This window comes from Antarctobacter sp., assembly GCF_048262615.1.
Taxonomy (GTDB): Bacteria; Pseudomonadota; Alphaproteobacteria; order Rhodobacterales; family Rhodobacteraceae; genus Antarctobacter.
The window spans coordinates 57710-83185 of record NZ_JBLXFB010000001.1; the positions used below are offsets into that span (position 1 = coordinate 57710).

Genomic DNA, 25476 nt, shown 5'->3' on the forward strand with positions numbered 1-25476 from the left:
ACCAACCGGCTCAGCGGGTCAGCATCGCGGCGGCCCCCACGGCCCCGACAACCCGCGCGACCTCGGCGACATTGGTGATGCGGCTGTCATAGCAGGCGATGGAATCGCCGGGCAGCAGATAGGGGTCATAGTCGTCCCGGTCGGCGCGGCGCAGCATGTCTTCGATCCGGCGTTCGATCACGATCGACACGCCGGTCATCGGGTCACGGGTGAACAGCAGCGCGGACCGGTGCGCGCTGCTGGCGCGCGCGCCGCCCACGCAGTTGGTATCGACCACCGCCTGCATGAAGCGCGTGCCATAGGGCACCTCGCGGACGTCGCGTCCGACCGCGGACGGGGCGTTGCCGGTGGCGGGCTGGGTCAGGTTCGACAGGAACAGCGACACGCCGGGCGGGCTGACCGGACCGGGCCGCATCAGGTTGTCCTGAAAACACAGCCGCGACGGCACTTCGATCTCATCCCCGGTGATCAGCATCACGTCGACCGCATGCCTGCCCTCGAACACGCCGCGCATGTCCAGCGGGTATCGCCTGCCGTTCCGGATCAGCGTCACCGCCGACAGATCGGCGTCCGGGCGCACCCCGCCGACAGACCGCAGCGCGTCCGACATGTTGCGGGCCTCTGTCGAGGCGCCAATGGCCGCCTGCCGCGCCCGGTCGATGCTGTCGCCTGCGACCGCCCCCACCTCGATCGCGTGGGGGTCAAAGACGGCACCGGACACGGCGACACTGACGCCCGCGAAATCGCGCACCCGGACCGACAGGCGCGGCGCGTCGTCATAAAAGCCATCGGCGATCAGCGCCCGCGTCAGATCGCGTTCGATATCGTCGGTGGTGCGCCCCTCGGCGCGGATCGGGGCAAGGTAGGGCAGCTTGATCAGACCATCGCGCGAGATCACGTAATCGCCGTTAAAGGTCTCGTCATCGGCGACGCGGATATCCAGCAGATCGTTGCGCGACAGCCGTTCCCCACGCAGGACCACGGCAACAAGGCCGCTGCCCTTGCTGCCGCCATCGGCGGTCGCCCCGCGATAGGGTTTGCAGCGCTGGGCGTTCATCCGGGCAGACACAAGGACCGGCGCGACCTCATCGCGCGGCGGCGGGTCGCGGTATTGCGCCTGATAGGCGTGGCCGCTGGCCACGGGGGGAATGTTGTCCGGCGATGTGATCGGCCCGCAGGCCGTTGCCGTCAATCCCAGGGCAAACCCAACTCCCAGCGCGCCTGTCCGCACCTGCACCATTCAAACCTCATTCTCAACACCTGCGCCGCAGTGGCCGGGCCGGGCCGGGCGGTCAACCATGACGGCGGATAGCGGCCCTATCCTTTCGGAGAGGCGGGCACCCGTCCGCGCCGCCGGGTCGTCCCGCCGCGCGCGCGACTTTGCCTGCACCGCTGGCGTATTTCTTGGTCACACAATCGGAGACTTCGGCGTGCCGCGCAACAGATCGACATTCATCAGCCACCTGATGGCCTACGGAGCCTCCGAGGTTGTGACAAAGCTGTCACGCCTCTTTGTGGTGATTGCCGTTGCGCGCGTTCTGGACCCCGAACAGATCGGGCTGGCGGCGGCGGCCCTTGCCACCGGCGATATCCTCAAGGCCTTGACCGAAAACGGCGTTGTGCAGCGCATCATTGCCGCCCGCGATGACGACCTGGACGCCACCTGCAACACCGCGCACCGCCTGTTCTGGATCTGGTGCCTTGGCCTGTTCGCCGTGCAGGTCACGGTGGCCGGGATCTACCTTGGCCTTGGCGGGTCGGCGGTGGTCAGCGCGCTGATCCTGCTGCTGGCGGGCGAATACCTGTTCATGCCCGGCGGTCTGGTGCAGGTCGCGCTGGCCATGCGCAGCGGCAAGATGCGCCAGACGGCGGCCATCGCGGGCACGCAGGCGGTTTCGGCCAACCTGATGTCGGTTGTTCTGGCCATTGTCTGGCCCGGAGCCATCGCGCTGGTGCTGCCGCGTCTGCTGACCGCGCCGATCTGGCTGGTCACCGTGCGCCGCCTGCATCGCTGGACCCGTCAGCCCGCCGCCGGGTTTGCACCGGTGCGTCCCTTCGTGACCTTCGGCTGGGCCGTGCTGGGCGTCGAGATCGTCAAGGCGCTGCGCCTGCAAGCGGACAAACTGCTGGTCGGCGTTCTGCTGGGACCGCAGGCGCTGGGACTTTACTTTATGGCGTTCAACGCGGGGCTCAGCCTTGCCACGTCATTCTCGGCCGCCTTCGCCGCTGTCCTCTTTCCTCATCTGTGCGCCAGCGAGGATCGCGCGGTCGCCTTGCGTCAGGGGCTGCTGGTGTCGGTCGCTCTGGTCGCCCCGGCGGTGATCCTGCAAGCCGCGCTTTCCCCTTGGTACGTGCCGTTTCTTTTGGGAGAGAAATGGGCAGGGATCAGCGGCATTGTTTCGATCCTGTGTCTGGCCGCGATCCCCACCATGCTGTGGACCGGGGCAGCCGGGTGGATGCGCGCCGAGGGGCGCCCGATGCAGGAACTCAAAGGCACGGCGATCCTCACCGCCGCACTGATGCTCAACACCGTGGTTCTTGCGCCGCACGGCCTGACCGCCATCGCCTGGGGCTACCTGATCACCGCCTGCGCGACCATGACGCTGCTTGCTTGGCCCGCGCTGAACATTGCTTTCCTTCCGTCGCTGAAAAGGGCCTGATCCCATGCGTTTTACCATCGTGATCCCGGCCTGCAACGCCGCTGAAACCCTGCCCGCCACGCTGGCCAGCCTGACCGCACAAGGCTTTGCCGACTGGGAGGCACTGGTCGTCGATGACGGCTCGACCGATGCCACCCGCGCTTTGGTCAAAGAGGCGGCACAGGCGGATTCGCGCATCGTGTTGCTGGTTAATCCGGGCAAGGGCCCAAGCGATGCGCGCAACTTTGGCGCGGCGCGCGCCCGCGGGCAGATCCTTACCTTTTGTGACGCGGACGACCTGTGGGAACCGGACAAGCTGGCGGGTCTGGCGCAGGCGTTTGACGCGACGGGGAGCGATGCGCTGTTCGGCCAGATCGGGTTTTTCAACGTGGACCCGCAAAGCCTCGGGACTTTGTCCACCGTTCCGGCAGGCGCGGTGACCGTGCAGATGCTGCTGGGCGAAAACCCGGTCTGCACGATGTCCAACCTGTCGGTGCGCGCAGAGGTCTTTGCCGCTTTGGGCGGGTTTCGCGCGGACATGGTCCATAACGAGGATCTGGAGTTCCTGATCCGCCTTGTTGGCGAGGGCTGTGTCCTGCGCGGCATCGACCGCCTGCATGTCCGCTATCGCGCCAGCACCGGCGGCCTTTCCGCAGACCTGGACCGGATGCAACGCGGACGCGCCGAGGCGCTGAAGACCGCGCGCCGCTACGGCGTCGCACCTGATGCCCGCGCCGAGGCCGTCCATCTGCGCTATCTCGCGCGGCGCGCGCTGCGGCTGGATCAAGGACCGCATATCGCCCGCCGCCTTGCCCTGCGCGGCATGCGTCTGTCACCGCGCGCCTTTCTGATGCCGCCGCGTCGCGGTGTCGCCACCGCTGGTGCCGCCCTGATTGCCCCGTGTCTGCCCACCGCTTTGCGGCGCGCCCTGTTTGCTCACTGAGGACCCCGTTTCATGCCCTTTGCCTCGATAGTTGTTCCTGCCTTCAACGCCACCGCCACCCTGCGCCCAACGCTCGAGTCGTTGCTGGACCAAAGCTGGCGTGAGCTTGAGATTGTTGTGGTCGATGATGGATCGACCGATGAAACCGCAGAGCTGGCCGCTGGCTTTGCCGCCCGCGATTCGCGTATCCGCGTGGTTCGGCAGGCCAATCGGGGCCTTGCCGGGGCCCGCAACAGCGGTATCGCGGCGGCGCAGGGGGAGGTTGTCGGCTTTTGCGATGCCGACGATCTGTGGATGCCGGGCAAACTGTCCGCGCATATCGCGCATCTGCGCGCCGCGCCGCAGGTCGGGCTCAGCTACTCCGGCTCGGCGCTGATCGACGCCGAGGGACGTCCCACCGGCCATGCGCAGAAGCCGCGCCTGACCGGCATTACCGCCGCCCATGTGTTCAAACGCAACCCGGTCGGCAATGGCTCTGCGCCGGTGTTTCGCCGCGCGGCGCTGGCGGCGCTGGCATGGCGGCCACGGTTCGAGACCCAACGCGACTGGGTCTTTGACGAGTCGTTCCGCCAGTCCGAAGACATCGAATGCTGGACCCGGCTGGCGCTGACAACGGATTGGCAGTTGCAAGGCGTGCCCGGTCTGCTGACCGGCTACCGGATCAGTCCCGGCGGCCTGTCGGCCAACACCACCGCGCAACTCGCCTCGTGGGAGCGGATGGTGGACAAGCTGCGCCCGATGGCGCCAGAGTTTTTCGCCCGTCATGAGAGCGCCGCACGCGCCTACCAGTTGCGCTACCTCGCGCGGCGCGCGGTCAGCGATTCCGACGGCGCCACGGCGCGCGCGCTGATCGCCAATGCGCTGCGCCTGTCACGCGCGCCGCTGCGCGAGGAGCCGGCCAAGACGCTGACCACATGGGCCGCCGCGCATGCCCTCGACCGGTTCGGTCCTTCAGTCCTTGGCTTTGCCAAGCGCCTGCATCCCGGATGTCGCGCCACCCGTTGACCCCGGTTCTCCAGAAAGGAATTGGCCATGACCAAACGTCCCCACGTGCTGCACCTGATCGAGGACACCACCGCCGGTGGTGTCATGCGCGTCCTCGACCACATCCGCCACTGTCCGCTGATGGCGCGCAACGCCGTCCACAGCGTGCAGCCCGTCCTGCGCGGCAAGCCGCTGCCGCCGGTGGCCGCCGATGTCGTGGTCTCGCACCTGACGGTCAATTGGCGGATGCTGCCGGTGCTGATCCTGTTCCGCGCCCGCAACGCGGCCACCCCGCTGATTCATGTCGAGCACAGCTATACCGAAGGCTTTGCCGCGCTGAATGTCCCGGCCAAGCGGCGCTTTCACACCTTGCTGCGCACGACATATGCGCTGTTTGACCGCGTCGTGGCGGTCAGCCGGGGGCAGGCGCGCTGGATGCAGGCGCGCAACCTTGTCAGCGACACGGCGTTGCAGGTGATCAACCCGGTTGTCGATCTTCAGGGCTTTCGCGCAGTGCCACCGGGTGCCGCGACGCGGCGCACCGTGGGCGCGATTGGTCGGCTGGACCCGCAAAAGGGGTTCGACCTGCTGATTCCCGCCTTTCGGGCCCTCGCGCGCCGCGACATCCGCCTGAACGTCTACGGCGAAGGCCGCGAACGGGCGGCGCTTGAGGCCTTGGCCGGGGGGGATGAGCGCATCCGTTTCATGGGCCATGCGGCCTCGCCCGAGGCGGCGATGGCAGCGGTCGACGTGGTTGCCATGCCCTCCCGTTGGGAGGCCTTCGGACTTGTCGCGCTGGAGGCGCGCGCCGCGGGCCGTCCGCTGGTGTCCTCCGGCGTCGACGGGCTGAGCGATCAGACCGCCGGGCGCACCGAAACGGTGGCCGGGTGGTCGGTCGACAGCTGGACCCGCGCGCTGGGCCGGGCGCTGAACGTCCCGGTGGGCGTGCCAGACGACCCGACGGACCGGGCCGAAACGGATTTTGCAAACGCCTGGGACCGCCTGATTTCGGGTGTCCTTGGGCGGGACCGTCAGGAAGCGGCGTTGCTGGCCTCCTGATGGGTCGACGCGGGCGCCGTTTGCGCGCATGACATAGGGCATGACACATCAAACCACCACTCACGGACGGGGGACCAAGGCATGAATATCGCGTGCTGGTCGGGGCCCCGCAACCTGTCGACTGCCCTCATGTATGCGTTCGGTGCCCGCGCCGACTGCGGTGTCTGGGATGAACCCTTTTACGCCGCCTATCTCACCCGCACCGGGATACACCATCCCATGCGCGATGAGATCATCGCGGCGGGAACAGCCGACCCGGCAGAGGTCGCCCGCCGCTGCGCCGCGCCCGATCCAAAGGGCGCGGCGCATTATTACCTCAAGCTAATGACGCATCATGTGCTGGAGGGCGACAGCCTCGACTGGGCCGGGCGCGCGGCGCATGTCTTTCTGATCCGCCACCCGGCGCGGGTTCTGGCCAGCTATGCGGTGAAACGCGAAAACCCCGATCTGACGGACATCGGATTTGCCCAGCAGGCGGCGGTGTTCGATGCGGTCCGCGCGCGCGGCTGGCGCTATGCGGTCATCGACAGCGTGGACATTCGCCGCGCGCCGGAACCGGCCCTGCGCGCGCTTTGTGACGCCATCGGCCTGCCATTCGATCCTTCCATGTTGTCGTGGCCTGCGGGCGGGCACCCGGACGATGGCGTCTGGGCAGCGCATTGGTATGACGCCGTTCACCGCTCGACCGGGTTTGCCGGGGCAGAGGGGCCGTTGCCCCCGGTCGACCCCGCCCTGCGCGCGGTTCATGACGCCGCATTGCCCCATTATCAGCGAATGCAGGCCGAAACGCTGCGGATTCCGGCCTGAAAGCGGCTTGCGCCGAGGCGTCGCGGGCAATAGAAGGTGCCAAATTCGTCGACCATTCGCGCCCCGGTTTCCGGGGCGCTTGACCATTCCGAGGGAAAAAAAGATGCAGGTCACCGAGACGCTGAAAGAGGGCCTCAAGCGCGGCTACGCCATCACCGTGACGGCGGCCGAGCTGGAAGAGAAAGTCACCGAAAAGCTGAAAGAAGCGCAGCCCGACATCGAGATGAAGGGCTTCCGCAAGGGCAAGGTTCCGCTGCCGCTGCTGAAAAAGCAGTTCGGCCAGCGCGTGCTGGGCGAGACCATGCAAGAGGTCATCGACGGTGCCATGAACCAGCACTTTGAGGACAGCGGCGACCGTCCGGCGCTGCAACCCGAAGTCAAGATGACCAACGAAGACTGGTCCGAAGGCGACGACGTGCATGTCGAGATGTCCTATGAGGCGCTGCCCGAGGTTCCGGAATTCGACGCGTCGGGCATCAAGCTCGAAAAGCTGGTGGTCAAGGCCGAGGACTCTGCCGTTGACGAGGCGCTGAAATCGCTCGCCGAAACCGCGCAGGACTTTGAGGACAAAGACGGCGCATCGGAAGATGGCGATCAGGTTGTGATCGACTTCGTCGGCAAGGTCGACGGTGAGCCGTTCGAGGGCGGTGCCGCCGAGGATTATCCGCTGACGCTGGGCTCGGGTTCCTTCATCCCCGGCTTCGAAGAGCAGCTGGTTGGGGTGTCCACCGGCGACGAAAAGGCCGTCGAGGTCAACTTCCCCGAGGAATACGGCGCAGAGCATCTGGCCGGCAAGGCCGCTGTCTTTGACGTGACCGTCAAGGGTGTCAAAGCCCCCAAGGCCGCCGAGATCGACGATGAACTGGCCAAGAAATTCGGTGCCGAGGATCTCGACAGCCTCAAGACCCAGATTCGGGAACGTCTGGAGGCCGAATACGCCGGTGCCGCCCGTCAGGTCCTGAAGCGGTCGCTGCTCGATAGCCTTGATGGGCTGGTCAGCTTTGAACTGCCGCCGACCCTTGTCGACGCCGAGGCCAAGCAGATCGCGCACCAACTGTGGCACGAGGAAAACCCCGACGTGCAGGGCCACGATCACCCCGAGATCGAGACCACCGAGGAGCACACCAAGCTGGCAGAGCGCCGCGTGCGTCTTGGCCTGCTGCTGGCTGATCTGGGTCAGAAGGCAGAGGTCGAAGTCTCCGAGGCCGAGATGACTCAGGCGATCATGAATCAGGCACGCCAGTATCCGGGTCAAGAGCGTGAGTTCTTTGAATACGTGCGCCAGAACCCGCAGATGCAGCAGCAGATGCGCGCGCCGATCTTCGAAGACAAGGTTGTCGACCACATCGTCGAAAAGGCCGAAGTGACCGAAAAGGAAATCTCGAAAGAGGACCTTCAGAAGGCGGTCGAGGCACTGGACGACGAATAATCGTCCCCGGCCTTAAGTCTACGGAAAAGCCGCCCCGGTAGGGGCGGCTTTTTTCATGTTTTGAAACGTAGGGTCGCGGCATGTCCGACCATTTCTAGGAGTATCGGCAAAGGCGATCATTTGCTTGAGGCGGGGTGTTCGCAGTTCAGGGGCGGTCTGCTATTGCTCAAGGACAGATCCTTGCGGACACTCCGTCGGGTCGAGACGGAAGAAGTCGCTGCCATGTGTCCTCAAATGCAAAGTCTCAGGCTGGCCGCAATAAAACCGTGCTCATCCTTGTTGAGAGACTTGGAAAACCGCAGATCGCCACCGTTAGCATAAGAAAAGGGTATGAGAAGTTCAATGACTTCTGCCGAGGTCAGAACGACTTCAATCCTCTCTGACAATTTCACCGTATAAATGGAAAATTGCCCATCCACGTTTGATTGAATATCTTTGGCGGGGACCTTTAATTCGACTCGTTCCTTGCCTTTAACAACGATAATCATTGGTTCAATCGGTTGACCTATCGCCTCGATAGTTGATTGTACTGCGACATAACTCTGTTCCTGGCGGCAGAAAAGCGAAACTCGGCTCACATTGTCGAAGCGATGAGATGTGTGATCTCGCAGGCTGACCGCCGCCACTCCCGCTCCAATCGGAGACAAGTAGAAATCATCGAAAGAGGGTGGAGTATCAATTGCGTAGTCAAGCCGTTCCTTCGCATCAGGATAGAACATTTCGTCACTGGCTGTAGCGGATGCCTTCACAAACAGGCGCGCATCAGCGCCCATCGTGATGGTGTACTCAAGGAGTTCACCCGACAGTGCCTGTGCTTGTCTAATCATCGTATTGGCGTCGACCAATCTTGAAGTGCCTTCCGGGAGCAGGAACCGGTGAAAACCAACCGAGCCTTCAGATTCAACGGTGCGGTCGACCCCCCCTAGGAACGCGTAGGCGCAGGCCGACGAGCATTCTTCACCGCTCCTGACAATAGTTCGAATGAAGTTCGCCCTGAAAAGTCTTCCGATATCCAATCCAGACTTAAGATCGCCACCAGGACTGGATAAAAAGACCGCATCAAGCTGAGGCTGATTTATTATGGCCTTGGCAACATCTAAAACAGTGGCCTTGTCAATTACGCCCGTTATCTCAAGTACGCAAAAACGCATCATGCAGGTTTCTTCGATCGTAGCCGCCGTAATGCGGTTCGGGACAAGAAGAAAACATATTAAAATCAGCCGCTTCATCGTTTGCAAGTCCTCAATCTGATCTTGGGAGAAACTATCAGATTGGAACTTCAATAGTACCTGGTCAAGGCGTTTTGCGCTGGCCTGGGTCGTCCGGGCTTTCTCGGCCAAGGTTGGAAGGATACCGAGTTGGAGCGTATGCCAGCCGGATTCGCGACCCGCAAAACAAGAACGCCGCGCAATTGCACGGCGTCCCTTTCTTTGTTGTCCGGATAGCCGGTGTCAGTCGTCGTCGCCTTCGGCGGCCTCGGTGCGGACCGGGGCGTCGCCGCCATCGTCCTCATCGGCAGCGGCACCGATCTCATCGAACAGTTGCGACACTTCGAAATCGGCCTGCGCCTCTTCCTCGGCTGCCAGTTCGCGGATCGACTTGCCGCTTTCCTGCAACTCGGCCTCTTCGGGCGAACGTGCAACGTTCAGCAGGATCACAACCATGACCTCGGGGTGCAGGTGCACCTCGACCTCATGCAGACCCAGTTCCTTGATCGGGGTGCGGATCAGCACCTGCTTGCGGTCGATCGAGAAACCTTCGGCGGTGGCCACATCGGCGGCGTCACGGGTGGTGACGGAACCGTAGAGGTTACCACCGTCCGACGCCTGACGAATCACGACAAACTGCTGTCCGTCGAGACGCGATGCCAGCGCTTCGGCTTCGGTTTTGGTTTCGAGGTTCCGCGCTTCGAGCTGTGCTTTTTGCACTTCGAACTGCGCGATGTTCTCTTTCGACGCGGTCAGCGCCTTGCCCTGCAACAGCAGGTAGTTGCGCGCGAAGCCCGGCTTGACGTCGACGACGTCGCCCATCTGGCCCAGCTTGGCAACACGTTCGAGAAGGATAACTTGCATGTCAGGTTCTCCTTACTTCACGGCGTAGGGCAGCAGGGCGAGAAAGCGGGCGCGCTTGATGGCGCGGGCCAGTTCACGCTGCTTTTTCGCCGAGACGGCGGTGATACGCGACGGCACGATCTTGCCGCGTTCGCTGACGTAGCGTTGCAGCAGACGGGTGTCTTTGTAATCGATCTTGGGTGCATTGTCGCCCGAGAAGGGGCAGACCTTGCGGCGGCGGAAAAACGGTTTTGCGGCCATGGGTTAGCTCTCCTTCTTCAGATCAGTCGCGGGGACGGCGTTCGCGGCGGTCGCCACGGTCACCGCGCTCGTCGCGCTTTTGCATCTGGACCGAGGGGCCCTCGACATGGGCATCGACCTTGATGGTCAGGATGCGCATCACGTCATCATGCAGGCGCATCAGGCGTTCCATTTCCTGCACGGCCGAGGCAGGTGCGTCGGTCTTGAGGAAAGAGTAATGCCCCTTGCGGTTCTTGTTGATCTTGTAGGCCATCGTCTTGACGCCCCAGTACTCGCTTTCAACGACCTTGCCGCCGTTGTCGGAGAGAACCGTGGAAAAATGTTCGACAAGCCCTTCGGCCTGCGCGTTGGACAGGTCCTGACGCGCGATAAAGACATGCTCGTACAGCGGCATGTGCACTCCATTTCTATCGAGGCGCATTTCATAGGGCAGGGGCCAAATCCTTCCACACCCTGCCCACGAGAGACTGCGCGGGAAAACGTCCTTGCGGAAGGAACGCCCCATATACACGCATCCCCGCAATCCGCAAGGCCCGTCCGGGATGCCAACGGATTGCCCCGGTCGCGCCCAATTCATGGCTCAATCTCCGGTTTAACCTGGCGTTAACCAAAAACCAGAGGACGAGAGTATCATGGCACTGACAGAGACCGCACAGACCGGGTTCGCGAAATCCGACGACACGGCATCCGCCGACCGGCAATCGGTGAATATCGACGGCATCGCCCGTCGGCTGGTAGGGGCGGCGATGACCATCGCGGCCTTCCTGTTGTGGCTGGTGCCCGAGGGGATCACCCTGCCGTCGGTTCTGCTGATCAAGCTGGGCGTATCGATTGTCTTTCTCGGTGTCGGCCTCAGCCTGATGACGGTGCCCAAGAAACTGCCCGAATGATCTGTTCGGGAACGCACGGACCCTGTTGATTTTGCAGGGATTGAGCGGTTCGCAGCATCGCGCCATCTGTTCCGGCACCAGAAGCCAACAGAAAGTGCAGACTTGATGAAACAGTTCTTCCTTGCCACGGCCATCGCAGCGCTCCCCTTTGCCGCGCTGGCCAGCGACGCCGCCGAAACCTATGTGCTGGACCCCAGCCACAGCCAGATCGTCTTTACCTACAGCCACCTTGGCTATTCGACGACTTACGGCATGTTCTCCGGGTTCGACGGTGAAATCGCCTGGGACAAGGCCGCGCCCGCGAATTCGACCGTCACGGTGTCGTTTCCGGTGCGCAGCATGCTCACCGGCTGGGAAGCACGGTTTGACCACTTCATGGCCGCCGACTTCTTCGGGGCCGACGCCGATGAGATGGTGACATTCACCTCGACCGGCATCGACGTGACCGGAGAGATCTCCGCCGTCATCACCGGCGACCTGACGCTGAACGGCGTGACCAAATCGGTCGCTCTGGACGCCACGTTGAACCAGTCGGGCGTGCACCCCACGGCAGGCAAGCCTTGGGCCGGTTTCGACGCCACCACCACACTTGTCCGGTCGGATTTTGATCTGGGCATGTTCGCGCCCTACGTCGGTGACGAGGTTCAGGTGATGATCTCGGTTGAGGCGATGAAGGCCGACTAAGCGCCGGTTTCCCCGACAAAAAAAGACCCCCTGCGCCTCACAGCGCAGGGGGTTTTTCTTTGCGTATAGCGATCACTCGGCGCGGTGCGCGGTCAACGATACGTCAAGGACAACCTCATGGCCCAGTTGCGCCGGGTCGGTCATGCTTTCACCGATGCCGAAATCGCGCCGGTCCAGCGTTGCGGTGCCGGTCATCTGCGCCACGTTGCCGTCGATGGTCAGGGCAAAGGGCAGGGTGATCGGCACTTGCCGCCCTTTCAGGTCCAGCGTGCCATTGGCCACCAGCCCCGCGTCTCCACGGGTGATGTCCGCGGTGAAAACCGCCGTCGGAAACTGCGTCGCGTCAAGGAATTCCGGCCCCATGGCCTGCGCCGTGACCGATCCCAGCGTCAGCGAGCCGATGGCCACCTCGACACGCACATCGCCCTTGGGGCCGGGGGCGTCGCTGTCGTCATAGGCAATCTGCGCGGTCCATGCGCCAAACGAGCCCTGAACCTCCTGCCCGAACTGGCGCACCTCCAGCGCCAGCGTGCCCTCGGCGACCTGCCAATCGCTTTTGACCTCTTGCAATGCGACCACCTGCGCCGCATCGCTGCGCTCGCCATAGGCCCCGACAAACCCGCCCAGCCCCAGCGCCACGGCCCAGGCCGCCAGCGCAGCGGCGGGTGCGGTCAGCCGGTGCCGTTTGCCCGCATCGCCACCGGCCCGTGTCCGACCGGGCAGCATCCGCCGCAACGTGGCGTCGCGGTCGATGACGTGATGTTTGACCGCGCCCGCGACATGCAGCATCAGTGACAGCACCAGCACCCATGCAAAGACCCAGTGCAGGCCAGAGGCGATCCCCGCCAGTGTCTCACTTTCCGGCACCAAGGGCAGCGATTGCCCCAATGGCCACCAGATCGGGGCAAAGCCTGCGGTCGCCGCGTGATGCACCCAGCCCGACAGCGGCACCGCCACCAAAGAGCCATAAAGCAGCCAATGCACCGACTCTGCGGCAAATGTCTCTGCCCGGCGCTCCGGGTGCAGCGGTTCCGGCTTGGGCTGGGTCAGCGCCCAGAGGATGCGTACCAGCGCGATGAAAAACAGCGCCACGCCCACGGTCTTGTGCAGCGAAAACAGCCACGCCTTGTTGGCCAGTTGGTCTGCCGTTTCATAAGGCAATTCATTGGCGATCAGCCCCAGCGGGATCATCCCAAGGATGCCAAAGGCTGTCAGCCAGTGCAGGGTTTTGGTGATCGCGCCATAGCTTTGCGATGTGTTGGTCAGTGCCATCTGTGGTCCTCGACGTAACGGTCTCTTTGCGGCTACAGCTAACGCAGGGGCCGCAGGGCACAATTCCGCGCGCCCGCACAGGGGGCCAGCGCCGTTGCAGAGCAGCCCCAAGTGATTGCCTAACGCGGCGCGGACGGGTAAGCCCTGCGGAACGGAATTTTTCTGCTGAGGAGACGGGCATGAGCCGCGCATTCATCTTTCCGGGACAGGGGGCGCAGACCATCGGCATGGGCCGCGATCTGGCCGAGGCCTATCCAGCGGCGCGCGCCGTCTTTGACGAGGTCGACGAAGCCCTTGGAGAAAAGCTGTCAGCGCTGATCTGGGAAGGCGAGATCGAGACGCTGACCCTGACCGAGAACGCTCAGCCCGCCCTCATGGCCACCTCGATGGCCGCCATGCGCGCGCTCGAGGCCGAAGGCATCGCAATCGACGCCGCCGCCTTTGTCGCCGGGCATTCGTTGGGCGAATATTCCGCGCTGACCGCCGCCGGTGCGCTGACCCTTGCCGACGCCGCGCGCCTGCTGCGCAAGCGGGGGCAGGCCATGCAGGCCGCCGTGCCGGTGGGCGTGGGCGCGATGGCCGCCCTGCTGGGGCTGGACCTTGATGCCGTGCGCAAGGTCGCCGCCGAGGCCGCTCAGGGCGATGTGGTCGCCGCCGCCAATGACAACGACCCCGGTCAGGTGGTCATCTCCGGCCACAAGGCGGGCGTCGAACGCGCCGTCGAACTGGCCAAGGCGGCAGGGGCCAAACGCGCCGTGATGCTGCCGGTCTCCGCGCCCTTCCATTGCGCCCTGATGCAACCCGCCGCCGAGGCGATGGCGCAGGCGCTGGCCGACGTCCAGATCAAGACCCCCGCCGTGCCGGTGGTCTCCAACGTCGAGGCCGCCCCTGTCAGCGACCCGGACAAGATCCGCACCCTGCTAGAGGCGCAGATCTGCGGCGCGGTCCGCTGGCGCGAATCCGTGCAGGCCATGGTCGACGCAGGGGTCGAGGACTTCTGGGAAATCGGCGCGGGCAAGGCCCTGTCCGGCATGGTGCGCCGCATCCACCGCCCCGCCACCGTCCGCAACATCGGCTCGGCCGCGGATGTCACCGCCGCCGTCGCGGCCGCGACCTGAACAAAGAGGATAAGAGCATGTTCGATCTGACCGGAAAATCCGCGCTGATCACCGGGGCCTCTGGCGGCATCGGTGGCGCCATCGCCAAGGCGCTGCACGGCGCGGGCGCCACTGTCGGCCTGTCCGGCACCCGCGTGGAACCGCTCGAGGCGCTGGCCGCCGACCTCGGCGACCGCGCCTTTGTCCTGCCCTGCAACCTAAGCGACGCCGAGGCCGTGACCGCATTGCCCAAACAGGCGGTCGAGGCGATGGGCAGCGTCGACATCCTCGTGAACAACGCCGGCATCACCCGTGACAACCTGTTCATGCGCATGTCCGACGACGAATGGCAGAGCGTCATCGACGTCAACCTCACCTCCACCTTTCGCCTGTGCAAAGGCGTGCTGCGCGGCATGATGAAATCGCGCTGGGGCCGGATCGTGAACATCTCATCCGTGGTGGGGGCCACCGGCAACCCCGGTCAGGGCAACTATGCCGCCGCCAAGGCGGGCATGGTCGGCATGTCCAAATCGCTGGCTTATGAGGTCGCCAGCCGCGGCATCACCGTCAATGCGCTGGCCCCCGGCTTCATCGAAACCGCGATGACGGACAAACTGACCGATGACCAGAAAACCGCCATCCTGACCCAGATCCCCACCGGCCGCATGGGGTCTGCGGACGAAATTGCCGCCGGTGTGCTCTATCTTTCCAGCCCCGAAGCAGCGTATGTGACGGGAACCACGTTGCACATCAACGGCGGCATGGCCATGTTGTGAGACGCCCTGCGGGCTGTTGCACTGCGGCATGGGAAAGCGTTTGCCATCCTCGCCGCCTGTGCTATAGGCCGCGCAGATTTTCCGCCGGATGCCCGCCTCTGCGGGCCATCGGCAAACCCGGTCTTCCGGGGGATCGAGCCGCCCGCAAGGGCAAAAGACGCCACGCCACGGGCAGGGCAGAATGGGCCACAGCGCCCGACAGACTTGTGAGGAACTGACATGAGCGACATCGCAGATCGCGTGAAGAAGATTGTGGTCGAGCACCTGAGCGTGGAAGAAGAGAAGGTGACGGAATCGGCCTCCTTCATCGACGATCTCGGCGCGGACAGCCTGGACACCGTGGAACTGGTCATGGCCTTCGAAGAAGAGTTCGGGATCGAGATTCCGGACGACGCGGCCGAAACCATCCAGACCTTCGGCGACGCGGTGAAGTTCATCACCGAAGCGCAATAAGCGTTTCGCCATCGGCGACAGTTAAACGGCGCTCCCTTGCGGGGGCGCCGTTTTTCGTTGGGGGGCTGTCTTTGACGAATACCGCTTTGATCAGCTGTGCGGGCTGTCCGGAGCATCGATTTGGGTAGTACGACCGTCGTGACAGGTCCATTGACGCCACTGGTCGCTGGCTCCGATGCCGCGCAGCAACGTCACCAGACCAGCCGCCTGCATTGCGCACAGTATTGAAGGGATGAAGGATGGCAGTGCGGACGGAGCTGCACTCGCTGAGGTTGCGTGAAGGTCATCTCAAGGAAGTGCCCCTCTGACAAATTCTACCTCATGTCGTCTCGCTCCGAAAATCCGAGATTTGCATAATAGCTTGGGCAAGAATCTCGCGACGTGGCTCCTTGAATGCTTTCCTCCCGCGCTGTCGAAACGCCTCGAATAGCGGATCTTCTTCGTTCCACATTTGATCCAAATAATTACCTTCGGCACACGCTTGATTGAAATCCATCTCGTGGTGATCGATACAATACCGAATAATATGTACAGTCGCCCGTTGGTCTGGCGACGTCGGCCATTCTCCCTGGATTTCAGCAAAGGCTTCGAACCAACCCCACATGAAGGGTAGTTCTATCGCGAGCATGTGATGTGGGTTGTCGAGGATTTCTTTTGCGCCTTTCACGGTCGAAAGAGAGGTAATAGCAAGCATCTCTTGGACAAGAAAAGCACGACGACCGAGCGTAGATGCCTCTTGAATCATTTTCTCTGACCGTGGATCACGCTTCCTTTTTAAGAACTTCGTCCAAACCACGGAAGCACCTTGCAATTCATGCAGTTTTTTTCGCTACAACTCGAGAAGACCTTGTCGGTTTCAAAACTTGAAAAGGTTGCAGTCAATACTCGCCCATTTAGCAGAATCCGTCAAGTTGGGCTCGATGCAATCCATGATCTACCGACCTCAACAACCCAAGGGCCAGCATCAACAGTACTAGCCGCAGCACCCCCAAAACCGTTTCCGCCAGAACCATGATACATCTTGGCCCCTCCGCCTAAAACCTTGCCACCCGACCCCATCCCACACTGGCCTTTCCCCAAAGGACGGCGTTAAGTAGCGCCCAACCTCACCTGACCCACCGGGACTCCAACGCGTGCTTCTCATCACGATATGGCCGCTTTTTGCGCTGATCTGCCTTGGCCATGTTCTGGCCCGCAAAGGCTTTCCCGATCCCGGCTTTTGGCCTGCGGCGGAGCGGATCAACTATTTCATCCTGTTTCCGGCGCTGCTGGTGTCCAGTCTGGTCGATGCGCCCATCGGCGACCCGCAGATCCTGCGGCTGGGGGCGGCGGCCCTCACGACGATCTGTCTGGCCGCGCTTGGCATGGCTGTTGCGCGCCGGGTCTTTCCCACGCCAGCGGCCCGCTTTGGCCCGGCCTTGCAGGGCGTCGTGCGGTTCAACACCTACCTCGGCCTTGCCGTCACCGCCAGTCTGGCAGGGGCCGAGGGGATGGAGCGCGCAGCGGTCTACCTTGCGGTCTGCGTGCCGGTCGTCAACGTGCTGTCGATCATCGCGCTGAGCGAGCGTGAGGTCCTGCGCCGTCCCGGCGCGCTGCTGCGCACGATGCTGCGCAATCCGCTGATCCTTGCCTGTCTTGTCGGCATCGCGCTGGCGCTGTTGGGGGTGGGCCTGCCCGGTGGCATGGGCACCTTTCTGGAGCTTTTGGCGAGGGGCAGCCTGCCGCTGGGCCTGCTCTGCGTCGGGGCGGCGCTGCAACCCTCGGCCCTGCGTCAGGACGTTGGCCCGGTGGCGGGCAACGTGGCGCTGCGTCTGCTGGCGATGCCCTTGCTGGCGGCGCTGATCGGCTTTGCCTATGGTCTCGACGGGGCAGAGGCGCTGGTGCTGGTGGTGTTCTCGGCCATTCCCACGGCCCCGACCGCCTATGTGCTGACCCGGCAATTGAACGGCGATGGTACCTTTATGGCCGGTCTTGTGACCGCGCAGACCATGGCGGCGGTGGTCACGATTCCGCTGGTGCTGCTGGTCCTCGGTCTGGGCTGAGACTCCGCCTGACCCGGCCCGTAGGATGGGTTTTCAACCCATCTTCCTTTGGCGCAAATCGTAACCAAAAGGTAAAACCGTCTCTGTAAGCCCTTGAAGACGCGACGTCACAAATCCCGCCACGTGTGGACAGCCTCACCAAGCGCCTTCAAGTCTCCGATTTTTTCGCCGCCTTCTCCACCGCCTTGGCCGCATCCCAAAGCCGGTCCATTTCGTCCAGATCGCTGTCCTCGGGCCGCCGCCCCTCCGCGGCCAGGGCCGCCTCGATGGACCTGAAACGCCGGGTGAATTTCCCATTCGCCGCCCGCAGCGCCGCCTCCGGATCGATCCCCATATGCCGCCCCAGATTGGCCATCACAAAGAGCAGATCGCCAAATTCCTCAAAGCGATGGTCATCATCCTCAGCCTCGCGCAGCTCATCCATTTCCTCGCGCAGCTTGTCCATGACCTCATCGGTTGTGGGCCAGTCAAACCCCACCCGCGCCGCTCTTTTCTGTAGCTTCACCGCCCGCAGGAGCGCCGGCAAGCCCATCGCCACCCCGTCCAACACGCCGGCCTCCTTTTTCGAGGCCCGCTCTGCGGCCTTGATCGTCTCCCAGTCGCGGGTCTGCTGCTCGGGTGACTTGTCGCGGCTCTCATCGCCAAAGACATGCGGATGCCGCGCCACCATCTTGTCCGACATCCCGTCGGCGACCTCATCAAAGGTGAACAACCCCGCCTCTTCGGCCATCTGCGCGTGAAAGACCGACTGGAACAACAGGTCGCCCAACTCTCCCTTCAGCTCGGCCCAGTCCTTGCGCTCGATCGCGTCGGCGACCTCATAGGCCTCCTCAATGGTGTAGGGCGCGATGCTTTCGAAACTCTGCTCCAGATCCCAGGGACAGCCGCCATCCGGGTCGCGCAACCGGCGCATGATTTCCAACAGCCGCGGCATCCCGCCCTTCGGATTGTGGATCACATCGTCGCTCATTGCATCCGCCCCCGCTTTGGTCCCATGGTCCCTGAAATGTCGGATCGGGCACGGGGAGTCCAGCCATGGCGGTGATCAATCGAATCGCGGGGTTTGCAGAGGAAATGGCCGGCTGGCGGCAGCACCTGCACAGGCATCCCGAACTGTGCCTCGCCTGCCATGAAACAGCCGCCTTTGTGGCAGAGCGCCTGCGCGCCTTCGGCATCACCGACATCCACACGGGCATCGCCACCAGCGGCGTGGTCGCGGTGATCGAAGGGCAGGGCGACGGGCCGGTGACGGGGTTGCGCGCCGACATGGACGCGCTGCCGATGCAGGAGGAAACCGGCGCCGACTGGGCCAGCACGGTGCCGGGACGAATGCACGCCTGCGGCCACGACGGCCATACCTCGATGCTGTTGGGGGCGGCGAAATACCTGTCAGAGACGCGCCGCTTTACCGGCCGCGTGGTGCTGATCTTTCAACCGGCCGAGGAAACCATCGGCGGCGGCCGGATCATGGTCGAAGAGGGGATCATGGACCGCTTCGGCGTGCAGGAGGTCTATGCCCTGCACACCGATCCCTTCGGCGCATTGGGAGAGTTCCGCACCACGCCGGGCCCGATCATGGCGGCGGCGGATGAGTTCCGCGTGACCGTCAAGGGGCAGGGTGGCCACGCCGCCTATCCACAAACCTGCCGCGACCCGATGCCCGCCGCCCTTGCCATCGGGCAGGCGTTGCAAACGGTGGTGTCGCGCAACACCGATCCGCTGGCCGCGCTGGTGGTCTCGCTGACGATGCTCCACGGCGGCAGCGCGTCCAACATCATCCCCGAGGCGGTCACCTTGGGCGGCACCGTCCGCAGCCTCACGCCCGAGGTGCGTGACATGGCGCAGGCCCGCATCACTGAAATCGTGTCCAGCATCGCGGCGGGCTATGGCGTCGAGGGCATTCTTGACTATGAACGCAACTACCCGCCCACCATCAACCACGCGGAACAAACCCGCTTTGCCGCCGAGATCGCGCGCGAGGTCTCGCCGCTTGTGATCGACGACCTGCCGCCGGAAATGGGGGCCGAGGATTTCTCCTACATGCTGGAGGCGCGCCCCGGCGCTTTCCTGTTCCTCGGGCAGGGCCACGGGCCGTCGGTGCATCACCCGGCGTTCGATTTCAACGATGCCGCCGCGCCCATCGGCGCCAGCTTCTTTGCCCGCCTGATCGAACGGCGCCACCGGCTGCCGTAGCGCCCTCTTCGGGTTTCTTCTCTGTCAAAATACCCAAGACCACAGCCGACACAGGCGGCCCGGCTTGACCCTTTTCAACACCGGCCCAAACGGGCACTCTGCGCCCAAAGGAGTCACGCCCATGCCCATCGTCAATTCCATCGCCGCGTCGGAACCTCAGATGACGGAGTGGCGTCGTTATCTGCACCAGCACCCGGAACTGGGGCTGGATTGCTTCAAGACGGCGGCGTTTGTGGTGGACCGGCTGACGGAATTCGGCATCACGGAGATTCACACCGGCATCGCGCGCACCGGGGTTGTCGCCATCATCGAGGGGCGCGCACCGGGGCGGACCATCGGGTTGCGCGCCGATATGGACGCGCTGCCGATGCAGGATCTGTCGGGCACCGATCACGCCTCGACCATTCCCGGCATGGCGCATACCTGTGGCCATGACGGCCATACCACCATGCTGCTGGGGGCGGCGAAATATCTGGCGGAGACGCGGAATTTCGCGGGCAAGGTCGCGCTGATCTTTCAACCGGCAGAGGAAAATGAGGGCGGCGGCCGCATCATGGTCGAAGAGGGCATGATGGACCGCTTTGGCATCGATGAGGTCTATGGCATCCACAACATGCCCGGTGGTCCGGTCGGCCACTTGCACACCAACCGGGGCGCGCTGCTGGCGGGAGTGGATGAGTTCACCATCCAGATCACCGGGCAGGGTGGACATGGCGCGATGCCGTTTCAGACCCGCGATCCGGTGGTGACGGCGGCCTCTATGGTGCAGGCCCTGCAAACCATCGTCAGCCGCAATGTCGATGCGCTGGACCGGCTGGTGGTCAGCGTGACGCAAATCCACACCGGGTCAGCCATGAACATCGTACCGGAAACCGCCGTTCTGAACGGCACTGTGCGCTATTTCGACAAGGCTGTTCAGGCTGTCGTCAAGGCCCGCATGGCCGAGATCGTCGAGTTTCAGGCCAAGAGCTTTGGCATGACCGCAACGCTGGACTATGTCGAAGGCTATCCGCCGACGGTCAACCATCCCGCGCAGGCGGAATTCGCGGCAGAGGTCGCGCGGGAACTGGTGGGGGCCGATGCGGTGGACATCGACGCGCCGCCCATCATGCCGGGCGAAGATTTTTCCTATATGTTGGAGGCGCGGCCCGGAGCCTATCTGTTCCTTGGGCAGGGCGACACGCCGGTCTGCCATCATCCGAAATACGATTTCAACGACGCGATTGCGCCGGTCGGCGCGAGCTTTTTCGCGCGGCTGGTGGAAAAAGCGCTGCCGCTCTGATCCGTGCCGGGCGGCCCTTTGCGGCGTCGCCCACCCCCCCACCCCGACACCGCAAAGGGCCGCCTCATGAGCCTTGAAGACGCCAAGCGCCAGATCGACCATGCCTTTACCCGCGACGACCTCAAGGGGCCGTCGTTCGAGAATGTCTTTGCCGGGGCACCGTCGTTTCTGCGCCGGAAATACACCAAGGATCTGACCGGGGTGGATATCGCGGTGACGGGGCTGCCGTTCGATCAGGCGGTGACCAACCGGCCCGGTACGCGGCTGGGGCCGCGTGCGATCCGCGAGGCGTCTTTGTTGCAGACGATGGATGTGCCCTATGGCTGGGGCTATGATGTGTTGTCGGAGTTCGCCATCGCGGATTATGGCGACATGGCATTCGATTACGCCATGCCGTCCGAGGTGCCCGCCCGGATCGCAGAGCACGTTGGGGGCATTCTGGACGCCGGCGCGGCCTGCATCGTGCTGGGCGGGGATCATTCCGTGACCCACGGCTGTCTGCGCGCCCATGCCGAGAAACATGGACCGCTGAGCGTGATTCAGTTCGATGCGCACACCGACACTTGGGCGGATGACGACGCGGCGCGCGTGGATCACGGCACGTTTATGTACAAGGCCGTCAGGGAAGGGGTGATCGACCCCGAACGTTCTGTCCAGATCGGCATCCGGACCGACAATCCCGATACGCTGGGGTTCAACATCCTTGATGCGCGGCAGGTCCATGCCGAGGGACCGGAACGGATCGCCGAGCGGGTGCATGAGATCGTGGGCCAGCACCCCTGTTACCTGACCTTTGACATCGACGCGCTGGACCCGGCCTATGCGCCGGGCACCGGCACGCCGGTCTGGGGCGGGTTGACCAGCCATCAGGCGGCGGTGATCCTGCGTCGGCTGGCGGGGATCGACCTGAAAGGCGGCGATGTGGTCGAGGTATCGCCGCCGTTCGACACCACCGGCGCGACGGCGGTGGCGGCGGCGCATGTGGGCATGGAGCTGCTGTGCCTCTGGGGCTGGGCGCGCCGCACGCCGTGACGGTCCGGTCGGCGGGGCAGCACCGTCGCGAAACCTTGGCTTTCAGAATCGCCCCTTGGCATGTCATGCCGGGGGTCAGCTTGAGCACCGAGAAAGAGACCCGTTTTGCGCATCGCATTTTTCCTTCTACTGCTGATTGTACTGGGCGGGATGGCCTGGATCCGGTTTGCGCCCTCTGACCCTGCCGACTGGCATGTCGATCCGCAGGTGACGGCGGATCAGGATCTGGCCGCCGGTGTGCGGCGGCGGATTCCGGCGGGCGCAAACATGTTTGACCGTCTTCACGCGATCATTCTGGAGACACCGCGCACCGAGGTTCTGGCGGGCAGTCCGGGCGACGGGCAGGTGACCTATGTCACGCGGTCGAAGTGGATGGGCTTTCCCGACTACACCACGGTGCGGGAAAACGATGCGGTGCTGGAGCTTTGGGCGCGCTCCCGTTTTGGGCAGTCGGACCTTGGGGTGAACCGGGCGCGGGTCGAGGACTGGTTGCAACGTCTGGACGGGGGCGAAGGCTGACGGGGGCGAAAGCTGACGGGGGTGGGGGGCCTGATGCCGGGGACGGCTTGACGGCCCCCGTGCTTTGGGCAATGCATCCCCATGATCCCGACAGACAGACTTCATCAGATCAAGGAACGGCTCGAATTCGTCGAGGCGCGCATGTCCACCGGCGATGGCGACATCGCGGCGCTGGGGCGTGAATACGCCGAGTTGAAACCCGTGGTGACCCAGATCACCGAGTGGGAGCAGCTGTGCGTCGAGATCGCCGAGGCCGAGGCGATGCTGGACGACCCGGAGATGCGCGCGCTGGCCGAAGAGGAACTGCCGCAGTTGCGCGCGCGCCTGCCAGAGGCAGAGCGCGCGGTGCAATTGTCGCTCTTGCCCCGCGATGCCGCCGATGCGCGGCCCGCGATGCTGGAAATCCGTCCGGGGACGGGCGGCGATGAGGCGGCGCTGTTCGCCGGGGATCTGGCCCGCATGTATCAACGCTATGCCGAGGCGCGGGGCTGGCGCTGGGAAGTGATCGAGGAACAGCTTTCCGAACTGGGCGGCGTGCGGGAACTGGTGGTGCGGATCGCCGGGGACAATGTCTTTGCCCGGTTGAAATACGAAAGCGGCGTGCACCGCGTTCAGCGGGTGCCGGAAACCGAATCCGGCGGGCGCATCCATACCTCTGCGGCCACCGTGGCGGTGTTGCCAGAGGCCGAAGAGGTCGACATCCGCATTGACCCGAACGACATCCGCATCGACACCATGCGCTCGTCCGGGGCGGGTGGGCAGCACGTCAACACCACGGATTCGGCGGTGCGGATCACCCATATTCCCACCGGGATCGTCGTCACCAGTTCGGAGAAAAGCCAACACCGCAACCGCGAGATCGCCATGCAGGTTCTGCGCGCGCGGCTGTTCGATCAGCAGCGCCAGCAGGCGGATGCGTCGCGCTCTGCCGACCGCAAGGCGCAGGTCGGATCTGGCGACCGGTCAGAGCGCATCCGCACCTATAATTTTCCCCAAGGACGGCTGACCGATCACCGGATCGGGTTGACGCTGTACCGTCTGGAGCAGGTCATGGCGGGTGATCTGGATGAGATCATCGACGCGCTGACGGCGGAACATCAGGCCTCGCAACTGGCCGAGATGGGGGGCTGACCGACATGACCCGTGGGTCCGATCTGTTGTCCCGCGCCACAGCCCGGCTGGCCGAGGCTGAGGTGCCCGATCCGGGGCGCGATGCGCGGCGGTTGATGGCCCATGTGCTGAAAGTGCCGCCCGGTCGCCTGACGCTGTTCCTGCCCGAACCCGTCGACCCCGATCTTGAGGTGATCTATCTGACACTGGTCGAACGCCGCGCCGAACGGGTTCCGGTCAGTCACCTGATCGGACGGCGGGCGTTTTACGGGCGCGATTTCCTTGTCACGCCAGAGGTGCTGGACCCGCGCCCCGAGACCGAAACCCTGATCGAGGTGGTGCTGACAGAACCCTTTGCCACGGTGCTGGACCTTGGCATCGGGTCGGGCTGTATCCTGCTGACCCTGCTGGCGGAACGCGAAGGCGCGGTGGGCGTGGGCACCGATGTCAGTACGGCGGCCCTGAACGTCGCCTACTGGAACCGCAATGCGCTGGACCTTCAGACGCGGGCGGACCTGCGTGAGGGCAGCTGGTACGCGGCGCTGAACCCGGATGAGGATACCTTTGATCTGATCGTGTCCAATCCGCCTTATATCGCGGTGAACGAAATGCCCTTTCTGTCGCCGGAAGTCCGCGAATATGAACCGCGTCTGGCCCTGACCGACGAGGCCGACGGGCTGACCGCCTACCGGGCGATTCTCTCTGGCCTGAGCGCGCATCTGGCACCGGGCGGGCGGCTGGTGGTCGAGATCGGCGCGAGTCAGGGCATGGCCGTTTCAAAGCTGTTTGCCGAGGCCGGATTGCGCGGTGTGCGCGTGATCCCCGATCTTGCCGGGCGCGACCGTGTGGTTCTGGGCACGCGTGGCCGTATTTAGCGACCTTTTCCTGCCGAAATCGCCGATTTTGTGGTATTTTGACTTGTCACATATCTGTCCATGTGCATATTCACTGTAGCTGCTCAGTCGAATGGCTCTCTTGCCGATCCTGTGCAACGACAAGCCAACATAAGGGTGACCCCAACGGATTGGCGCAGGATGCGCCCTTGCCCCGTCACCGAGCCGTCTAGATAAGGCTGGAAATCAGAAAATATGCGTTCTTCCAAATCCCGCTCGCGGAACAAGAGCAACCGTAACCGGAACACCAACAATTTGGGCAATGTCGTCAACCGTGTGTTTGACAGCAGCGGCCCGGAGGGCAAGGTGCGCGGCACTCCGCAGCAGATCATTGACAAATACAACCAGTTGGCGCGCGACGCGTCGCTGAGCAATGACCGTGTCGCTGCCGAAAACTTTCAACAGCACGCCGAACATTACATGCGGATGCTGAGCGAGGCGCAGCGCGAACAGGATACGCGGCGCGAGCAGCAAGAGCGCGAGAACCGCGAACGTCAGGCCCAGCGGGACCGTGAGCGGTCGCAGCGCGATGGGTCTTCCGATCAACCGGACCGTCCGGAACGGTCCGACAGGCCCGAGAAATCGGAGCGGCCCGAGAAATCCGACAGGCCCGAACGGTCTGACCGGCAGGACCGGCCCGCGCGGCAGGCGCACGCGCCCGGTCAAGATCAAGCCACGCCGATGTCGGCGGATGTGCTGGACCTTGGGACAGAGGACGATGGACCCGGTCTGGTCGACACCCCGGAATCGCGGGCCGAGACTCAGCCCGCTGTGACCCCGGCAGAGCCCAAGCCCGCAACGCGCCGAACACGCGCCCCCAAAGCAGAGGCCGCCAAGCCTGACGCCCCCGCGGCTGAGGCCCCGACGGCAGAGGCGGCACCGCAGCCCGCAGCCGATACGGCCGCGGCCCCTGCGGCAGAGGACAAGCCCAAGAAGCCGCGCGCACCGCGCAAGCCCCGCAAAAAGCCCGAGCCGAAACCGGACGCGGGTGAGGCTGACACGCGGCCTGTTTCGGCAGAGCCGGGCGATACCCCGCCGCCGGACGCCGCCGAATAATTCA

At 64.0% G+C, this 25476-nt stretch carries 27 protein-coding genes; 19 read left to right on the top strand and 8 right to left on the bottom strand.

The genetic code is table 11. The features are described 5' to 3' along the window. Positions 1–10: 10 nt before the first annotated feature. Positions 11–1240, bottom strand: coding sequence for a polysaccharide biosynthesis/export family protein (locus ACN0S5_RS00265; protein WP_417204933.1), 1230 nt, complete (start codon positions 1238–1240; stop codon positions 11–13). A gap of 190 nt (positions 1241–1430) precedes the next feature. Here ACN0S5_RS00265 and ACN0S5_RS00270 point away from each other — a divergent pair, with 190 nt between their 5' ends. From ACN0S5_RS00270 to tig, 6 genes are all read left to right on the top strand, one after another. Continuing rightward, on the top strand, positions 1431–2660 hold the full coding sequence (locus ACN0S5_RS00270; protein WP_417204935.1) for an oligosaccharide flippase family protein: 1230 nt from the start codon (positions 1431–1433) through the stop codon (positions 2658–2660). A gap of 4 nt (positions 2661–2664) precedes the next feature. After that, positions 2665–3582 carry a glycosyltransferase family 2 protein gene (locus tag ACN0S5_RS00275; RefSeq protein WP_417204936.1) on the top strand — a complete coding sequence of 306 codons (918 nt, stop codon included), beginning with the start codon at positions 2665–2667 and terminating at the stop codon, positions 3580–3582. Positions 3583–3594: 12 nt separating this feature from the next. Then, positions 3595–4587, top strand: a complete 993-nt coding sequence (locus ACN0S5_RS00280; protein WP_417204938.1) for a glycosyltransferase family 2 protein — start codon at positions 3595–3597, stop codon at positions 4585–4587. 27 nt (positions 4588–4614) lie between these two features. Continuing rightward, positions 4615–5625: a glycosyltransferase gene (locus tag ACN0S5_RS00285; protein WP_417204939.1), complete on the top strand. Its 1011-nt coding sequence runs from the start codon at positions 4615–4617 to the stop codon at positions 5623–5625. Between the two features lie 81 nt (positions 5626–5706). Further along, a complete protein-coding gene (locus ACN0S5_RS00290; RefSeq protein WP_417204941.1) occupies positions 5707–6432 on the top strand; it encodes an HAD family hydrolase in 726 nt (241 codons plus the stop codon). A gap of 103 nt (positions 6433–6535) precedes the next feature. Further along, on the top strand, positions 6536–7861 hold the full coding sequence (gene tig / locus ACN0S5_RS00295; RefSeq protein WP_417204942.1) for a trigger factor: 1326 nt from the start codon (positions 6536–6538) through the stop codon (positions 7859–7861). A gap of 230 nt (positions 7862–8091) precedes the next feature. Here tig and ACN0S5_RS00300 read toward each other — a convergent pair whose 3' ends face one another. From ACN0S5_RS00300 to rpsF, 4 genes are all read right to left on the bottom strand, one after another. Further along, positions 8092–9090, bottom strand: a complete 999-nt coding sequence (locus tag ACN0S5_RS00300; RefSeq protein ID WP_417204943.1) for a hypothetical protein — start codon at positions 9088–9090, stop codon at positions 8092–8094. A 222-nt stretch (positions 9091–9312) separates the two neighbouring features. After that, positions 9313–9933, bottom strand: a complete 621-nt coding sequence (gene rplI, locus ACN0S5_RS00305; RefSeq protein WP_417204944.1) for a 50S ribosomal protein L9 — start codon at positions 9931–9933, stop codon at positions 9313–9315. A 12-nt stretch (positions 9934–9945) separates the two neighbouring features. Then, positions 9946–10173 carry a 30S ribosomal protein S18 gene (gene rpsR / locus ACN0S5_RS00310; RefSeq protein WP_058310770.1) on the bottom strand — a complete coding sequence of 76 codons (228 nt, stop codon included), beginning with the start codon at positions 10171–10173 and terminating at the stop codon, positions 9946–9948. A gap of 22 nt (positions 10174–10195) precedes the next feature. Further along, positions 10196–10567, bottom strand: coding sequence for a 30S ribosomal protein S6 (rpsF, locus tag ACN0S5_RS00315; protein WP_323770025.1), 372 nt, complete (start codon positions 10565–10567; stop codon positions 10196–10198). A 238-nt stretch (positions 10568–10805) separates the two neighbouring features. Between rpsF and ACN0S5_RS00320 the strand changes: the two genes are divergently transcribed. Then, positions 10806–11063: a hypothetical protein gene (locus tag ACN0S5_RS00320; RefSeq protein WP_417204946.1), complete on the top strand. Its 258-nt coding sequence runs from the start codon at positions 10806–10808 to the stop codon at positions 11061–11063. Between the two features lie 105 nt (positions 11064–11168). Beyond that, on the top strand, positions 11169–11747 hold the full coding sequence (locus tag ACN0S5_RS00325; RefSeq protein ID WP_417204948.1) for a YceI family protein: 579 nt from the start codon (positions 11169–11171) through the stop codon (positions 11745–11747). Positions 11748–11819: 72 nt separating this feature from the next. Here the strand turns inward: ACN0S5_RS00325 and ACN0S5_RS00330 are convergent, their stop codons facing one another. Further along, positions 11820–13019, bottom strand: a complete 1200-nt coding sequence (locus ACN0S5_RS00330) for a cytochrome b/b6 domain-containing protein (RefSeq protein ID WP_417204950.1) — start codon at positions 13017–13019, stop codon at positions 11820–11822. Positions 13020–13198: 179 nt separating this feature from the next. Between ACN0S5_RS00330 and fabD the strand changes: the two genes are divergently transcribed. The 3 genes from fabD to ACN0S5_RS00345 all read left to right on the top strand — a co-directional run bounded on the left by fabD (position 13199) and on the right by ACN0S5_RS00345 (position 15345). Then, positions 13199–14137: an ACP S-malonyltransferase gene (gene fabD / locus ACN0S5_RS00335; protein WP_417204952.1), complete on the top strand. Its 939-nt coding sequence runs from the start codon at positions 13199–13201 to the stop codon at positions 14135–14137. 17 nt (positions 14138–14154) lie between these two features. Then, entirely contained in the window at positions 14155–14892 is a 738-nt protein-coding gene (gene fabG, locus ACN0S5_RS00340) for a 3-oxoacyl-ACP reductase FabG (RefSeq protein WP_417204954.1), read from the top strand. Positions 14893–15111: 219 nt separating this feature from the next. Next, positions 15112–15345, top strand: a complete 234-nt coding sequence (locus ACN0S5_RS00345) for an acyl carrier protein (RefSeq protein WP_094035528.1) — start codon at positions 15112–15114, stop codon at positions 15343–15345. Between the two features lie 319 nt (positions 15346–15664). On the opposite strand, the gene ACN0S5_RS00350 is transcribed toward ACN0S5_RS00345, so the two are convergent. Beyond that, positions 15665–16090, bottom strand: a complete 426-nt coding sequence (locus ACN0S5_RS00350; RefSeq protein ID WP_417204955.1) for a hypothetical protein — start codon at positions 16088–16090, stop codon at positions 15665–15667. Between the two features lie 388 nt (positions 16091–16478). On the opposite strand from ACN0S5_RS00350, the gene ACN0S5_RS00355 reads away from it, so the two are divergent. Next, entirely contained in the window at positions 16479–17387 is a 909-nt protein-coding gene (locus tag ACN0S5_RS00355) for an AEC family transporter (RefSeq protein ID WP_417204957.1), read from the top strand. Positions 17388–17535: 148 nt separating this feature from the next. Here the strand turns inward: ACN0S5_RS00355 and mazG are convergent, their stop codons facing one another. Then, the gene (gene mazG, locus ACN0S5_RS00360; RefSeq protein ID WP_417204959.1) at positions 17536–18357 is read right to left on the bottom strand and encodes a nucleoside triphosphate pyrophosphohydrolase; all 822 of its coding nucleotides are present in this window, start codon (positions 18355–18357) and stop codon (positions 17536–17538) included. A gap of 65 nt (positions 18358–18422) precedes the next feature. On the opposite strand from mazG, the gene ACN0S5_RS00365 reads away from it, so the two are divergent. The 7 genes from ACN0S5_RS00365 to ACN0S5_RS00395 all read left to right on the top strand — a co-directional run bounded on the left by ACN0S5_RS00365 (position 18423) and on the right by ACN0S5_RS00395 (position 25472). Beyond that, on the top strand, positions 18423–19580 hold the full coding sequence (locus ACN0S5_RS00365) for a M20 aminoacylase family protein (RefSeq protein WP_417204961.1): 1158 nt from the start codon (positions 18423–18425) through the stop codon (positions 19578–19580). Positions 19581–19701: 121 nt separating this feature from the next. Continuing rightward, positions 19702–20862 carry a M20 aminoacylase family protein gene (locus tag ACN0S5_RS00370; protein WP_417204963.1) on the top strand — a complete coding sequence of 387 codons (1161 nt, stop codon included), beginning with the start codon at positions 19702–19704 and terminating at the stop codon, positions 20860–20862. A gap of 66 nt (positions 20863–20928) precedes the next feature. After that, positions 20929–21894, top strand: a complete 966-nt coding sequence (gene speB, locus ACN0S5_RS00375) for an agmatinase (protein WP_417204964.1) — start codon at positions 20929–20931, stop codon at positions 21892–21894. A gap of 105 nt (positions 21895–21999) precedes the next feature. Continuing rightward, on the top strand, positions 22000–22413 hold the full coding sequence (locus ACN0S5_RS00380) for a DUF1499 domain-containing protein (RefSeq protein ID WP_417204965.1): 414 nt from the start codon (positions 22000–22002) through the stop codon (positions 22411–22413). An 81-nt stretch (positions 22414–22494) separates the two neighbouring features. Then, on the top strand, positions 22495–23544 hold the full coding sequence (gene prfA / locus ACN0S5_RS00385) for a peptide chain release factor 1 (protein WP_417204967.1): 1050 nt from the start codon (positions 22495–22497) through the stop codon (positions 23542–23544). 5 nt (positions 23545–23549) lie between these two features. Next, positions 23550–24398, top strand: coding sequence for a peptide chain release factor N(5)-glutamine methyltransferase (gene prmC, locus ACN0S5_RS00390; protein ID WP_417204969.1), 849 nt, complete (start codon positions 23550–23552; stop codon positions 24396–24398). 213 nt (positions 24399–24611) lie between these two features. Beyond that, the gene (locus tag ACN0S5_RS00395; RefSeq protein WP_417204970.1) at positions 24612–25472 is read left to right on the top strand and encodes a DUF4167 domain-containing protein; all 861 of its coding nucleotides are present in this window, start codon (positions 24612–24614) and stop codon (positions 25470–25472) included. Positions 25473–25476: the final 4 nt, after the last annotated feature.

Bases quoted from the DNA above. Each gene is read 5' to 3' on its own strand.
- ACN0S5_RS00325 (WP_417204948.1), top strand. From the start codon at position 11,169: ATGAAACAGTTCTTCCTTGCCACGGCCATCGCAGCGCTCCCCTTTGCC.
- ACN0S5_RS00395 (WP_417204970.1), top strand. From the start codon at position 24,612: ATGCGTTCTTCCAAATCCCGCTCGCGGAACAAGAGCAACCGTAACCGG.
- rplI (WP_417204944.1), bottom strand. From the start codon at position 9,933: ATGCAAGTTATCCTTCTCGAACGTGTTGCCAAGCTGGGCCAGATGGGC.
- ACN0S5_RS00285 (WP_417204939.1), top strand. From the start codon at position 4,615: ATGACCAAACGTCCCCACGTGCTGCACCTGATCGAGGACACCACCGCC.
- fabG (WP_417204954.1), top strand. From the start codon at position 14,155: ATGTTCGATCTGACCGGAAAATCCGCGCTGATCACCGGGGCCTCTGGC.
- ACN0S5_RS00365 (WP_417204961.1), top strand. From the start codon at position 18,423: ATGGCGGTGATCAATCGAATCGCGGGGTTTGCAGAGGAAATGGCCGGC.
- ACN0S5_RS00330 (WP_417204950.1), bottom strand. From the start codon at position 13,019: ATGGCACTGACCAACACATCGCAAAGCTATGGCGCGATCACCAAAACC.
- ACN0S5_RS00350 (WP_417204955.1), bottom strand. From the start codon at position 16,090: ATGATTCAAGAGGCATCTACGCTCGGTCGTCGTGCTTTTCTTGTCCAA.
- prfA (WP_417204967.1), top strand. From the start codon at position 22,495: ATGATCCCGACAGACAGACTTCATCAGATCAAGGAACGGCTCGAATTC.
- ACN0S5_RS00320 (WP_417204946.1), top strand. From the start codon at position 10,806: ATGGCACTGACAGAGACCGCACAGACCGGGTTCGCGAAATCCGACGAC.
- ACN0S5_RS00370 (WP_417204963.1), top strand. From the start codon at position 19,702: ATGCCCATCGTCAATTCCATCGCCGCGTCGGAACCTCAGATGACGGAG.
- ACN0S5_RS00280 (WP_417204938.1), top strand. From the start codon at position 3,595: ATGCCCTTTGCCTCGATAGTTGTTCCTGCCTTCAACGCCACCGCCACC.
- ACN0S5_RS00345 (WP_094035528.1), top strand. From the start codon at position 15,112: ATGAGCGACATCGCAGATCGCGTGAAGAAGATTGTGGTCGAGCACCTG.
- rpsF (WP_323770025.1), bottom strand. From the start codon at position 10,567: ATGCCGCTGTACGAGCATGTCTTTATCGCGCGTCAGGACCTGTCCAAC.
- ACN0S5_RS00290 (WP_417204941.1), top strand. From the start codon at position 5,707: ATGAATATCGCGTGCTGGTCGGGGCCCCGCAACCTGTCGACTGCCCTC.
- fabD (WP_417204952.1), top strand. From the start codon at position 13,199: ATGAGCCGCGCATTCATCTTTCCGGGACAGGGGGCGCAGACCATCGGC.
- prmC (WP_417204969.1), top strand. From the start codon at position 23,550: ATGACCCGTGGGTCCGATCTGTTGTCCCGCGCCACAGCCCGGCTGGCC.
- rpsR (WP_058310770.1), bottom strand. From the start codon at position 10,173: ATGGCCGCAAAACCGTTTTTCCGCCGCCGCAAGGTCTGCCCCTTCTCG.
- ACN0S5_RS00275 (WP_417204936.1), top strand. From the start codon at position 2,665: ATGCGTTTTACCATCGTGATCCCGGCCTGCAACGCCGCTGAAACCCTG.
- speB (WP_417204964.1), top strand. From the start codon at position 20,929: ATGAGCCTTGAAGACGCCAAGCGCCAGATCGACCATGCCTTTACCCGC.
- mazG (WP_417204959.1), bottom strand. From the start codon at position 18,357: ATGAGCGACGATGTGATCCACAATCCGAAGGGCGGGATGCCGCGGCTG.
- ACN0S5_RS00300 (WP_417204943.1), bottom strand. From the start codon at position 9,090: ATGAAGCGGCTGATTTTAATATGTTTTCTTCTTGTCCCGAACCGCATT.
- ACN0S5_RS00265 (WP_417204933.1), bottom strand. From the start codon at position 1,240: ATGGTGCAGGTGCGGACAGGCGCGCTGGGAGTTGGGTTTGCCCTGGGA.
- tig (WP_417204942.1), top strand. From the start codon at position 6,536: ATGCAGGTCACCGAGACGCTGAAAGAGGGCCTCAAGCGCGGCTACGCC.